The organism is Arthrobacter sp. AQ5-05, assembly GCF_003287975.1.
Classification (GTDB): domain Bacteria; phylum Actinomycetota; class Actinomycetes; order Actinomycetales; family Micrococcaceae; genus Paeniglutamicibacter.
The window spans coordinates 41,319-54,017 of sequence record NZ_QMKQ01000003.1 but is presented as its reverse complement, the minus strand read 5'-3'; the positions used below and the strand labels follow the sequence as shown (position 1 = coordinate 54,017).

Annotated in this window: 12 protein-coding genes; 4 read left to right on the top strand and 8 right to left on the bottom strand. The window is 63.7% G+C overall.

The window, feature by feature from the left end; all coding sequences use genetic code 11:
• Positions 1–49 precede the first annotated feature (49 nt).
• The 5 genes from DQ353_RS04670 to DQ353_RS04650 all read right to left on the bottom strand — a co-directional run bounded on the left by DQ353_RS04670 (position 50) and on the right by DQ353_RS04650 (position 5,412).
• A complete protein-coding gene (locus tag DQ353_RS04670; RefSeq protein ID WP_113761636.1) occupies positions 50–847 on the bottom strand; it encodes an ABC transporter permease in 798 nt (265 codons plus the stop codon).
• Positions 848–858: 11 nt separating this feature from the next.
• Positions 859–1,803 carry an ABC transporter permease gene (locus tag DQ353_RS04665; RefSeq protein ID WP_113761635.1) on the bottom strand — a complete coding sequence of 315 codons (945 nt, stop codon included), beginning with the start codon at positions 1,801–1,803 and terminating at the stop codon, positions 859–861.
• Positions 1,800–2,954, bottom strand: coding sequence for an ABC transporter ATP-binding protein (locus tag DQ353_RS04660; RefSeq protein WP_113761634.1), 1,155 nt, complete (start codon positions 2,952–2,954; stop codon positions 1,800–1,802). The genes DQ353_RS04665 and DQ353_RS04660 overlap by 4 nt, the downstream gene beginning before the upstream one ends.
• A 2-nt stretch (positions 2,955–2,956) precedes the next feature.
• Positions 2,957–4,093, bottom strand: a complete 1,137-nt coding sequence (locus DQ353_RS04655; protein ID WP_286166607.1) for an ABC transporter substrate-binding protein — start codon at positions 4,091–4,093, stop codon at positions 2,957–2,959.
• 80 nt (positions 4,094–4,173) lie between these two features.
• Complete coding sequence (locus tag DQ353_RS04650) at positions 4,174–5,412, bottom strand: polyamine ABC transporter substrate-binding protein (RefSeq protein WP_286166606.1); 1,239 nt, start codon at positions 5,410–5,412, stop codon at positions 4,174–4,176.
• 317 nt (positions 5,413–5,729) lie between these two features.
• On the opposite strand from DQ353_RS04650, the gene DQ353_RS04645 reads away from it, so the two are divergent.
• Together DQ353_RS04645 and DQ353_RS04640 are read left to right on the top strand one after the other, a co-directional pair.
• Positions 5,730–6,167 carry an Lrp/AsnC family transcriptional regulator gene (locus DQ353_RS04645; protein WP_071213195.1) on the top strand — a complete coding sequence of 146 codons (438 nt, stop codon included), beginning with the start codon at positions 5,730–5,732 and terminating at the stop codon, positions 6,165–6,167.
• Entirely contained in the window at positions 6,164–7,579 is a 1,416-nt protein-coding gene (locus tag DQ353_RS04640; RefSeq protein ID WP_113761632.1) for an aspartate aminotransferase family protein, read from the top strand. The genes DQ353_RS04645 and DQ353_RS04640 overlap by 4 nt, the downstream gene beginning before the upstream one ends.
• A 110-nt stretch (positions 7,580–7,689) precedes the next feature.
• On the opposite strand, the gene DQ353_RS04635 is transcribed toward DQ353_RS04640, so the two are convergent.
• The 3 genes from DQ353_RS04635 to DQ353_RS04620 all read right to left on the bottom strand — a co-directional run bounded on the left by DQ353_RS04635 (position 7,690) and on the right by DQ353_RS04620 (position 9,752).
• Positions 7,690–8,583 (bottom strand): MFS transporter, encoded by an 894-nt coding sequence (locus DQ353_RS04635; protein WP_286166605.1) that lies wholly within the window; start codon positions 8,581–8,583, stop codon positions 7,690–7,692.
• A gap of 209 nt (positions 8,584–8,792) precedes the next feature.
• Positions 8,793–9,077 (bottom strand): cupin domain-containing protein, encoded by a 285-nt coding sequence (locus DQ353_RS04625; protein ID WP_113761630.1) that lies wholly within the window; start codon positions 9,075–9,077, stop codon positions 8,793–8,795.
• A 267-nt stretch (positions 9,078–9,344) separates the two neighbouring features.
• On the bottom strand, positions 9,345–9,752 hold the full coding sequence (locus DQ353_RS04620; protein ID WP_113761629.1) for a DoxX family membrane protein: 408 nt from the start codon (positions 9,750–9,752) through the stop codon (positions 9,345–9,347).
• 96 nt (positions 9,753–9,848) lie between these two features.
• Here DQ353_RS04620 and DQ353_RS04615 point away from each other — a divergent pair, with 96 nt between their 5' ends.
• Positions 9,849–10,520 carry a helix-turn-helix transcriptional regulator gene (locus DQ353_RS04615; protein WP_113761628.1) on the top strand — a complete coding sequence of 224 codons (672 nt, stop codon included), beginning with the start codon at positions 9,849–9,851 and terminating at the stop codon, positions 10,518–10,520.
• A gap of 196 nt (positions 10,521–10,716) precedes the next feature.
• Positions 10,717–12,666, top strand: coding sequence for an acyl-CoA dehydrogenase family protein (locus DQ353_RS04610; protein ID WP_113761627.1), 1,950 nt, complete (start codon positions 10,717–10,719; stop codon positions 12,664–12,666).
• Positions 12,667–12,699 lie beyond the last annotated feature (33 nt).

The following is a 12,699-nucleotide window of genomic DNA, read 5'->3' as shown; positions in this document are numbered from 1 at the left end:
CCTTTCACCGTTGGTGAAGGGCACACCGCGCGGCGCGGCCCCGCCGCTTCTAGCGAGCGGCCAGTGCCTTGCGACGGCGGTAGGCAATGACTTGCGAAGTGACTACGACCACCAGAGCCAAGATGAACATGGCCGACCCGATCACGTTGGCCTGCGCGGGAATGCCGCGGGTGGCCGAGACGTAGATGAACTTCGGGAACGTCGAGAAGTTTCCGGAGTTGAAGTTCGTGATGATGAAGTCGTCGAAACTCATCGCGAAGGACAGCAGCGCCGCGGCCACGATCCCGGGAAGCAGCAAGGGGAAGGTGACCTTCCAGAACGTGAGGAACGGGCTGGCATACAGGTCCGATGCCGCCTCTTCCAGTCTGGGGTCCAGCGAGGACACGCGAGCCCTGACCGTGACCACCACAAACGACATGCAGAAGATCACGTGGGAAATCACGATGGTGCTGAAGCCAAGCTCCCATCCCAGGTTCAGGAACTGGGCCAGCAGCGAGGCACCGAGCACGACCTCCGGGGTGGCCAGCGGCAGGATGATCAACAGGTCCGCGGTATTGCGGAACTTGAACTTGTAGCGCACCAGGCCCAGGGCCACGCAGGTGCCAAGCACCGTGGCGAAGATCGTGGCGACCAACCCGATCTGCAGCGAGTTGACCAGCGACTCGCACACATTCGGTGCCCCGCAGGGATTCTTCCAGTTCTCGAGCGTGAAGCCGCGCCATTCGAGGTTGGTGCGTCCGGCGTCATTGAACGAAAACACGAAGATGTACGCAATGGGTACCAAGAGATAGATGAAGGCCAGGCCTCCGGCGACCGGGATGAACCAGCGCCCAAATTTTTGTCGCATTCCAAGCCTTCCTAGAACAGTTCCTTGGTGCCAAAGCGTTTGATGTAGATCATGACCAAGGCAAGGATCAGGATCATCAGGATGAAGCTCAGTGCCGAGGCGCCGGGGTAGTCGACCACCTTGAAGAAGCGCGAATCAATGATCTGCCCGATCATGGCCGTGTCCCGGTTGTTGCCCAGCAGTGCCGCGTTGACATAGTCGCCCGCCGCTGGAATGAACGTGAGCAGCGTGCCGGCAAAGACACCGGGCATCGACAGCGGCAGCGTCACCTTGAAGAAGGTGGTCAACGGGCTGGCATACAGGTCCCCCGAGGCCTCCAGCAGGTTGGTGTCCAGGCGGTCGAGGTTGGCGTAGATCGGCAGCATCATGAACGGCAGGAAGTTGTAGGTCAGCCCGCACACCACGGCGAAGGCCGTGGCGGTGAGGTGTCCATCCGCAGGAAGGATCGCAATGGCCCGCAGCACCGTGACCACCGGGCCCTCGTCGGAGAGGATCTGCTTCCAGGCCTGGGTGCGCAGGATGAAGCTGGAGAAGAACGGTGCAATCAGCAGCACCAGCAAGATCCCCTGCATCAGCTGGCGCCCGCGCAGCCGCACCGCCACCAGGTAGGCCATGGGGTAGCCGATGAGCAGGGCCGCGACCGTGGCGATCAGGGCGAAGAAGAACGAGCGCAAGAAGACGTCCCAGTAGGCTCCGATGACGGTGACGTAGTTGCCGAATTCCAGGGCCGGGACGAACTCGCCGATTTCTGCGCCCGGGGGCTTGGCGTACAGCGACATGCTCAAAAGGACCAACACCGGGGCCGCGAAAAACAGTGCCAGGACGGCCATGCCCGGAATGATCAGGTACAGCCCGACCCTTCCCTTGCGCCGCTCGGCGGCAAGTTCCTCCTCGCTGCGCAGGTCCACGGTTGCCGGCTTCTTCTTGTTCCGGGGGCGGGATCCGGTGGTGGTCATACCGCGTCCCTCCCTGCGGAGGCCTCTTCGGCCCCGTCAAGCCCAAAGGAGAATTCCGGTTCCCAGGTCATGCGCACGGTGTCCCCGCGTTGTGCCGGTGGCTGGCCCATGTTCTGCGAGAACGTCCCGATGGTTCCGATGCCTTGGACCTCCACCAGGTATTCGGTGCTGACCCCGGTGAACGAGGCGTCCAGCACCGTGCCGGTGAGCATGTTGGCGCTGGGCGAGTACTCGTCGGGCAGGTTCAGCACCCGCATCTTTTCCGGGCGCACCCCCACGACGGCGGCACCCCTGTGGGCCACCGACCGGTCCTTGGGCATGACCAGGCGGTGCCCGGCGGCGTTCACGGCGACGGCGTCCCCGAGGTCCTCGGTCACCGTTCCGTGCATGAGGTTGGACTTGCCCAGGAAGTTGGCCACGAAGGCGGTCTTCGGCAGTTCGTACAGGTCGCGCGGGGCACCCATCTGCTCAATCTTGCCCTTGTTCATGACCGCGACGGTGTCGGCCATGGTCATGGCTTCTTCCTGGTCGTGGGTCACGTGGATGAAGGTCAGGCCGACCTCGGTCTGGATGGATTTGAGCTCCACCTGCATCTGCCGGCGCAGCTTCATGTCCAGGGCACCGAGGGGCTCGTCGAGCAGCAGGACCGCGGGGCGGTTGACCAGGGCCCGGGCCAGGGCCACGCGTTGCTGCTGCCCGCCGGAGAGCTGGACCGGCTTGCGCGACGCGAGGTGTTCGAGCTCCACCATTTCCAGTGCGGCCTTGGCCCGGGACACCGAGTCCTTGACGCCCTTGCGCTTGAGCCCGAAGGCCACGTTGTCCAGCACGCTCATGTGCGGGAAGAGCGCGTAGGACTGGAAAACCGTGTTGACCTGGCGTTGGTAGGAAGCGAGCTTGGTGACGTCCTGCCCGCCGATGCTGATGCTGCCGCTGGTGGGTTGTTCAAGACCGGCGATCATCCGCAACGTGGTGGTCTTGCCGCAGCCCGAGGGGCCCAAGAGAGCGAAGAAGGTGCCGCTGGGCACTGTCAGGGTCAGGTCGTCAACCGCGGTGAAGTCGGCAAACCGCTTGGTGACGTTGCCCAGGTGAAGGTCCGCCCCGGAGGTTGTCAGGGGCTGGGCCTTGCCCTTCTGGGAAGTCGTGGTTGTCATTGTCAGGCACCAATCACTTGCTGGAACATGTTCTGGAACTGGGTTTCTTCCTCCACGCTCATCGCGCGCTCGGTGGAGGAAAGGGACAGGAATTCCTCGGTCGGGAAGATCAGCGGGTTGTCCACGAGTTCAGGGTCGAGCTTTTCCATGGCCTCACGTGCGCCGACCACGGGGCAGACGTAGTTCACGTAGGCCGCTACCTCGGCTGCGACATCCGGGTCGTAGTAGAAGTCCATGAGCCTCTCGGCGTTGGCCTTGTGCGTGGCACCGATCGGGACCATGAAGTTGTCGCTCCAAATCAGGCCCTTGGCCTCGGGCATCGCGAATTCCCATTTGTCGCCCTCTTCGAAGTTCAACTGGGTGATGTCACCGGAGTAGACCAGCCCGGCGATCGCATCCCCGGAAATGAAATCCTGTTTGTAGGAGTTGCCCTTCACCTGGCGGATCTGGCCGTTGGCGATGTTCTTTTCCAGGACGTCCAGCGAGTTCCCGTATTCGTTCTCTCCCCAGTCGCCCTGGATGTCCACGCCGTCGTCGAGTAGCAGCATCGGCATGGTGTCGCGCATTTCGTCCAGCACCGTGACCCGGCCCTTGAGCGCCGGGTCCCACAGGTCCGAGACGTTCTTCAGGCCCTTCGGGAAGGCCTCCTTGTTCCAGGCCAGCCCGGTGAACCCGGACTGCCAGGTCAGGGACTTCGTGCGTCCGGGATCGAAGCGGACATCGCGCAGTTCCGGCAGCAGGTTCTTGATGTTGGGGATGTTGGCGTGGTCAAGTTCCTGGACGTAGCCCTGGCGGATCAGCCGCTCGGACATCCAGTCGCTCGGGGTGATGATGTCCTGGCCGATGTCCTTTCCGGCGGCCAGCTGGGCCTGGATCTTGCCGTAGTAGGTGTCGTTGGAGTCGATGTCCTCCGCGTACTTTGCGTTGATGCCGCTTTCCTTCATGAACCGTTCAAGGGTCGGGTACTTCTTGGTCTTGTCGTCGTAGTCCAGGTACAACGTCCAGTTGGCCCAGTTGACGAGCTTTTGCCCGCCGGACAGGTCGACTGCGGCGCTGGGGCCGGCGGAGGACTTGGGACCGGAGGTCCCGCAGGCTGCCAGCAGGCCGGCCAATGCCAGCCCGCCGGCACCGGCCAACATGCCCCTGCGTGAAGCCTGGGCTTCCGCAATCCCGCGCGCGATGCGTCGACGGGAAGAGAACTGATGGTCGTGGCGGGACATTAGGCTCCGATCGCGGTTTGGAACTGGCTGTTGAAGTTGGTTTCTTCCTCGGCGGTCAGCGACCTGAAGACGTGTGCCTTGGCCAGGTCGGATTCGGACGGGAAGATCAGCGGATTGTTCATCAGTTCCGGGTCGATCTTTTCCATGGCTTCCTTGGCGCCCTGGACCGGGGAAATGAAGTTCACGTAGGCGGCCACCTGGGCGGCGACCTCCGGTTCGTAGTAGTAGTCCATGAGCTTCTCGGCGTTGGCCTTGCGCGGGGAGGCGACCGGGACCATGAGGTTGTCGCTCCACAGGGTTCCACCCGCGTCGGGAAGCACAAACTCCCACTGGTTGTCGTTCTCGAAGTTCATCTGGGTGATGTCACCGCTCCAGACGATCCCGGCGATGGCGTCCCCGGAGATGAAGTCCTCCTTGTAGGAGTTGCCCTTCACCTGGCGGATCTGGCCGTTGGAGATTTGCTTGGAAAGCACATCGGTGGCCGCGGCGAATTCGGTGTCTCCCCATTTGCCGGAGATTTCCACGCCGTTGTCGAGCAGCAACAGGCCCATGGTGTCCCGCATTTCATCAAGCACCGTGATCCGGCCCTTGAGATCCGGGTTCCACAGGTCGGAGACATTGCGCAGTCCCTTGGGGTACTTGGCCTTGTTGTACGCGATGCCCGCGTAACCGCTTTGCCAGGTCAGCGAGTTCTTCCGGCCCGGATCGAAGTCAACGTCTTTCAAGGTCGGCAGCAGGTTCTTCATGTTCGGGATATTGGCGTGGTCCAGTTCCTGGGTGAAGCCCTGGCGGATGACCCGGCCGGCCATCCAGTCGGTCAGCGTCATGATGTCCTGGCCGATGTCCTGGCCAGCGGCCAGTTGCGCCTGAACCTTTCCGTAGTAGGAATCGTTGCCGTCGATGTCCTCGGCGTAATGCGCCTTGATCCCGGTGCGCTTGGTGAATTCCTCGAGCGTTGGGTACTTCTTGGTCTTGTCGTCGTAGTCCAGGTACAGGGTCCAGTTGGCCCAGAAGACGTTCTTGTCGCTTTCGGAGATGTCCGTTACGGCCGCGGCTGCGCTGGTGGCGCTGCCTCCTCCGCCTCCGGTGCCGCAGGCCGCCAGGAAGGCTGCCAACCCCAGGCCGCCGGCTCCCGCCAACAACTTGCGGCGCGACAGCTGCATGCGCTGCGCCTGTCCGATCAGGGCCCGTACCGCCGGATCCCGAGGCATTTCACGTTGGTTCTGGTTGGACATCATCTGGTTCCCCTTCAACTGGCGTTGCATCTTCCCTTGATGAACACTGGGCAATCGTGACGTTCGTCACGCTCAACTCCTGACATGGATCATGTCAGGAATCTTCCGAGCTGACAATAGTTTTCGTTGAGTAGCATTTCAGGCACCGCGGAAATCTGCCGTAAAACACCCCTTCCACAACTGATTCCTTCGGGCTATGCTCATTCCCACGTGGTGGGGCCGAAGCCTCATCCGCGAGCTTGGCCACCCAATTCGTTCGATCAGGAGGTCGATAGGAAGTGACCCAATCCGCACCCAACGGCACATCCAATGGCTTCGTCATGGATGAAACGTCCAAGGCGATCATTGAGCAATTGCAGCAAGACGGGCGGCGTTCATACGCTGCCATTGGCAAGGCCGTGGGCCTCAGCGAGGCAGCCGTGCGGCAGCGGGTCCAAAAACTCGTCGACAGCAAAGTCATGCAGGTAGTGGCGGTCACCGACCCGCTGCAGCTTGGCTTCAAGCGCCAGGCCCTTCTGGGTATCCGATCCACCGGCGACATCATTGCCACCGCCGACAGGATCGCGGCCCTGCCCGAGGTCGACTACTGCGTTGTGGTGGCCGGGCCGTCGGACATCATTGCGGAAGTCATCTGCGCCAATGATGAGGACCTGCTTCGTATCATCACAGAAATTCGATCCGTGGAGGGGGTACGTGAAACCGAAACGTTCATGTATCTCTCGCTACGCAAACAGGAATACAACTGGGGTACCCGATGAGCATTTCCAGCACCACAGCCAGCACCGCCGCAAGCACCACGCCCCTGGGCACCGACCGCCAGGTCGCTGCCAGGGACCACTTGTGGATGCACATGGCACGCCACTCCGTCCTGCAGGAGGGCGGCCGCGTTCCGATCATCACCCGCGGCAAGGGCCACACACTCTGGGACGACAAGGGCAACAGCTACATTGACGGGCTTGCGGGCCTCTTTGTGGTCAATGCGGGCCATGGCAGGGCCGAACTGGCCGAGGCCGCAGCCAAGCAGGCCGAAAAGCTTGCCTTCATGCCGCTGTGGTCCTACGCGCACGAACCGGCCATCGACCTGGCCGAGCGCCTGGCCAACTACGCACCGGGCGACCTGAACCGCGTCTTCTTCACGACCGGCGGCGGCGAGGCGGTCGAGTCGGCATTCAAGCTCGCCAAGCAGTACTTCAAGCTGCAGGGCAAACCCGGAAAGTACAAGGTGATTTCCCGGGCGCTCGCCTACCACGGCACTCCGCAGGGCGCCCTGGCCATCACCTCCCTGCCGGGCATGAAGACACCCTTCGAGCCGTTGGTGCCGGGCACGTTCCGGGTCCCGAACACCAACTTCTACCGTGCGCCGGAGCAGTTCGCGGACAACGAGAAGGACTTCGGATTCTGGGCTGCCGAGCGCATCCGCGAGGCCATCGAGTTCGAGGGCGCCGACTCGGTCGCCGCGGTCTTCCTGGAACCGGTGCAAAACTCCGGCGGCTGCTTCCCGCCACCCCCGGGCTACTTCCAGCGGGTCCGGGAGATCTGCGACGAGTACGACGTGCTGCTGGTCTCGGACGAGGTCATCTGCGCCTTCGGCCGCATCGGCTCGATGTTTGCCTGCGACGACTTCGGCTACGTCCCGGACATCATCACCTGCGCCAAGGGCATCACCAGCGGCTACTCGCCGCTGGGCGCCATGATCGCCTCCGAAAAGCTCTTCGAACCCTTCAAGCACGGGGACACCACGTTCTACCACGGCTACACCTTCGGTGGACACCCGGTGTCCACCGCGGTGGCCATGGCGAACCTGGACATCTTCGAGCGCGAGGGCCTGAACCAGCGGGTCAAGGACAACGCCCCGATCTTCAAGTCCACCCTGGAGAAGCTCAAGGACCTGCCGATTGTCGGGGACGTGCGCGGGGCGGGCTACTTCTACGGCATCGAGCTGGTCAAGGACAAGAAGACCAAGGAGACGTTCAACGACGACGAATCCGAGCGCCTGCTGCGCGGCTTCCTGTCCACCGCGCTCTATGACGCCGGGCTGTACTGCCGCGCCGATGACCGCGGGGACCCGGTGATCCAGCTGGCCCCGCCGCTGACCGTGGGCCCTCCGGAATTCGATGCGATGGAGTCGATCCTGCGCTCGGTGCTCTCCGAGGCGGAAAACCACCTCTAGGGATACCGCGGAAAGGCAACAGGGAGGCCGGGCCGGTGAGCTATTCACCGACCCGGCCTCCCTCGCGTTGTCCGCCGGCGCCGATGGCCGATTCCATCGGCGGGCCGTGCCTACCCGCCGCCAGGGTCCGTCGCCCGGTGGCGAGGTGCCGGGTTTTGCGGCGGTGCCGTGGCGGCGTCGCCGCTCGATGGTGAACCGGGAACCGTTGCGGTTCCCGGTTCACCGTTTCCGGGGTCGGGCCCGGAGGCCGCAACCGGGACCGGCTTCTTGTGCCCGTCACGCTCGATGGAGGTGGCCAACGGCTTTTCCCTCAGGAACACCAGCACGACGGCCGCGGCAATCACCAACGGCACCATATAGAGGAACACCGGAGTCAGCGCATCACTGTAGGCACCGACAATGATGTGGCGAATCCCCTCGGGAAGGGACCGCACCAGCTCAGGGGTGAACGAGTTGGAATCGCCCTGCGGCCCGGCAACTGCGGCCGGCATCCGTTCGGTCAGCAGGTTGCCCAGATTGGTGACAAAGACGCTGCCAACGACGGCCGTGCCGATCGAGGCACCGATCTGCCGGAAGTAGTTGTTGGCCGCCGTGGCCATGCCCACCTGCGAGTTGGGAAAGGTGTTTTGCACGATCAACACCAGGATCTGCATCCCCAGCCCGAGCCCGACGCCCATCAGCGCGAGATAGCAACAGATGATCCATACCTGGAGGTCTGCATCCATGGTCGAGAGCAGGGCGAGCGCCCCGGCGACCACGAGCGTTCCCACCACGGGGAACCACTTGTAGCGCCCGGTCTTGCTGACAAAGGCACCGGAACCAATGGATGTCACCAGCAGCCCGCCCATCATCGGGATCATCAGCAAACCCGCCTGGGTGGCGTTGGCCCCGGTGACCATCGGCAGGAATGTCGGCAGGTAGGCCAGCGCCCCGAACATGGCCACCCCGGCCACGTGCATGTGCGGGCGCAAGACCAAGACCCCGGTCGACCGGCGGACCTTCATGTGCCGGTTCTTCGGCTACACCGCGGACCGCGACACCCACGCCTCAGCGAACATGATCCGGATGGACGCAACACCACCTGTGGAACGCAGGGAATCAACGCGTGCGCAGACCGATACACACCGGGAGGCACAGATGGACTTCGGATTCATCCGGGCCGACCGGCGCCCATTGAAACACGAAGCGCCGGGATCCTCGATCTCGACATAGTTCACTTGAGCTCGATTTCCACGAACACGAATTCGGTATCCGCATCGTTGATGACATTGTGCTCGCTGCCGGCCACGCGCGTGTAGGACACCCCGGCCGTGAGCTGGTTCCGGGCCGTGCCGTCGCGGGTCTCAAGGAGCAGCCCGCCGGTGCACATGGGCACGACGACGTAGTCGGTCGGGTGGATGTGCCATCCGGTTTCGGTGCCGGGCGCGAATCGCCACTCGGTCACGCGGACCCGCTCGTTGTCGATTTGCACGGTGGCGGTGGCCGCGATTCGCTTCATGAAGGTTCTTGCCCTTTTCGTTGACGGTGCAAGCCTGATTGATGTTGCTTGGGGTGCCGGTGGCTTCCTGCTGACGTGTCCTGGCCCATCGTCGCATTTCACCCCGGCATCGGGCAACAGGTCGGCCAACGGCTGCCTTGCAGCTTGCTTCGGTGAACCGCACTGTCGCCCCGCGGAAAGAAAGAAGTGGCTGTCCGGTGAACGAGTCTTCTTCGTCCATCGGGCAGCCACAAGCCGGTGTCGCAGTGCCGCCGGGAGCCCATCTGCCTAAACGTCTCGCGCCAAGGCCAGACGATTAAGGGCAAATGCGGCCACCAGCAGGCCGAAGTCACGAAGGGCAACGTCGAAGAACCCCGGCAGGATGATCAGGTTCACGATGATTCCCAGCAACCAGAGGCAAACGACCAAGGAGCCGATCTTGGGGCGCAGCGCCACGAGGATGCCGGCGATGATCTCGACGACGCCGACCGCATACATGAAGACCTGAGGGCTGACCGGGATGATGTCGGTGGCCAAGGGAGCCAGGTAGTGCGTCCAGTCGGTGAGCAGATTGGTGAACTTGTCGAGTCCAAAGACGATGGGTGCGACGGTGAAGACAGTGCGCAAAACGAGGAACGCCTGGTGATGAAGCTGGGCGCTTTTCTCAGCCGCGGTGTTCACGGTGTGGGTGGCCATGATCTCGACCCTCTCTTCTAAAGTGATGATGTCTAACTTTAGAAACACTGCCCGCTCTAAGTCAACAGTTGCTAACTTTAGATTTAGAGTGGAATCATGAAGTTTCAAGCAGAGGATCAAGGGCTCAATGCCGTGGCGGCTTTGGCCGATCCGGTACGCAAGGCCGTCTATGAATTCGTGCGCACCAGTGAAGCTGCCGTCGGCCGCGACGAATGCGCTTCGGCTCTCGATCTCCCGCGCAACACCGTGGCCTTCCAACTGGACAAGCTCGCAGACCAAGGTCTCCTTTCCGTGGAGTTTCGGCGGCTCAACGGAAAGGGCGGGCCAGGGTCGGGGCGGCCGGCAAAGCTGTATGCGACCACTCGGATCGACGTATCCGCAAGCATTCCGCACCGGGAATATGCGCTGGCTGCGATGATCATGGCCAGCGCCATCGAACGGGCGAGCACCCAGAACCGGCCCGTCGCACCCGTGTTGGCCGAGGTGGCACGCGAAGCCGGTCAGTCTATTGGCGCACATGCAAGCTCGCTGACGCAGGCACTGGCAGACCACGGATACCGACCCGAAGTACGCGGGGACGGCTCCGTCGGCCTCCTGGACTGCCCGTTCCACCAGCTCTCGGACAGCCACCGCACCACCGTTTGCACCATGAACTTCGAGCTGCTTACGGCCGCGGTCGACGGCGCCAACGCACCGTACCGCGCCTGCTTCGACCCACCCACGAACGAGCACCACTGCTGCGTACGGCTCGACCCGCACGAGGGCTAGCCACAGAGCGGGCCGGTGCGCCAATCCCTTCCGTTGCCCCCGCGACCTGCCCGCGATCCCATGCTCCTTGGCGGCCCGCGTCGCACCGCGCCAAGACCCCCTATCGGCAACCCGGCGCCGCGGCTAGGCTGGCATCAATACGCCAGGGCCTGTAAGTCCCCGTGTCAGGCCCTTTGTTTTGGACAAAGGAAGCGCCATGAGCATTGATGAACAGCATTCCGGTGAACGCGTCGATGAGAAGGTTGCGCGCCAGGTGGCCGAAGCCGCCCGCGAGCAAAGGTGGGAGCGACCCAGCTTCGCCAAGGGCCTATACATGGGCGACTTCGACTGGGGCCTGATCCACCCGCATCCGCAACCCGACCCGGAGGCCGCAGCGCGCGGCACGGCATTCATGGCACGGCTGCGCGAGGCCATCAAGGACCTCGACACCGGTGCCATCGAGCGCGAGTCCCGGATCCCCGACGAGATCATCAGGGCCCTGCGCGAGGTCGGCGCATTCGGCATGAAGATCCCGGTGGAATACGGCGGACTCGGCCTGGACCTGGCCGACTACGGAAGGGCCCTGATGCTGGTGGGCACGCTGAACCCCAGCCTCGGTGCGCTGCTCTCGGCCCACCAATCCATTGGCGTTCCCGAGCCCGTGAAGATGTTCGGCACCGAGGAGCAAAAGCGGGCCTTCCTTCCCCGCTGCGCGGCGGGGTCCATCTCGGCATTCCTGCTGACCGAAAACGATGTCGGCTCGGACCCTGCACGCCTGGGCACCACGGCGACCCTTGCGGCGGACGGCACGAGCTACACCCTTAACGGGGCCAAGCTCTGGACCACCAACGGGGTGGTGGCCGAGTTGCTCGTGGTCATGGCGGCGGTCCCGCCCCACCAGCTGCCCGACGGCAGCAAGTCCCGTGGCGGAATCAGCGCCTTCGTCGTGGAGGCCGACTCCCCCGGAATCATCGTGGAGAACCGCAATGCCTTCATGGGGCTGCGCGGCATCGAAAACGGCGTGACCCGCTTCCACGACGTGGTGGTCCCGGTCGAAAACCGCCTGGGCAAGGAAGGCGCCGGGCTCAAGATCGCCCTGAGCACCCTAAACACCGGGCGCCTATCCATCCCGGCCATGTGCGCCGGAGCCGGGAAATGGTCCCTGAAGATCGCCCGCGAATGGTCCAACGCCCGCATCCAGTGGGGCAAGCCGGTCGGGGAACACGAGGCGGTCGGCAAGAAGATCGCCTACATCGCCGCCAGCACCTTTGCCCTCGAAGCCGTCTTCGAGCTCTCGGCAGCCCTGGCGGATGCCGGGATGAAGGACGTGCGCATCGAGGCCGCCCTGGCCAAGCTCTTCTCCTCCGAGGTCTCCTACAAGATTGCCGACGAGCTGCTGCAGATCCGTGGCGGGCGTGGCTACGAAACCGCGGCCTCGCAGCACGCCCGCGGTGAACGCTCGGTCCCCGTTGAACAACTGCTGCGTGACTTGCGCATCAACCGGATCTTTGAGGGCTCCACCGAAATCATGCACCTGCTCATTGCCCGCGAGGCAGTCGATGCCCATCTGAAGGCCGCCGGGGACCTGGCCAACAAGGACGCGGACCTGCAGGCGAAGGCCAAGGCAGCCATGGGAGCCTCCGGTTTCTATGCCAAGTGGCTGCCTACCCTGGCGATCGGTTCCGGGCTGCTGCCCAATTCCTATTCGGACCACGGGAGGCTGGCCAAGTACCTGCGCTTCATCGAGCGGGCCTCGCGGCGCCTGGCGCGGCACACCTTCGCCGGAATGGCCACCTGGCAGGCCGGCATGGAAAGCCACCAGGCATTCCTGGGCCGGATCGTGGACCTCGGCGCCGAGCTCTTCGCCATGGCTGCCTGCATATCCCGGGTCGAACTCATGCGCACCCAGGACCCGGCGAACGCGGCCTCGGCCGAGCTGCTGGCCCTGGCCTTCTGCGAGCAATCCGAGCACCGCTGCGAAACCCTGTTCCGCGACCTGTGGGCCAACAGCGACAAGACCGACAGGAAGCTCTCCACCAAGGTCCTTGCCGGGGACTTCACCTGGCTGGAGTCCGGGATCATCGACCCCTCCGAGGGCACCGGGGAATGGATCGCTCCCTGGTCGGCCGAGACGTTGCCCGATCGTCGGCGCCCCTACGGGTCCTAGCGCGGCGGCTGCGCCCCTGGGGTACGGCGCGGC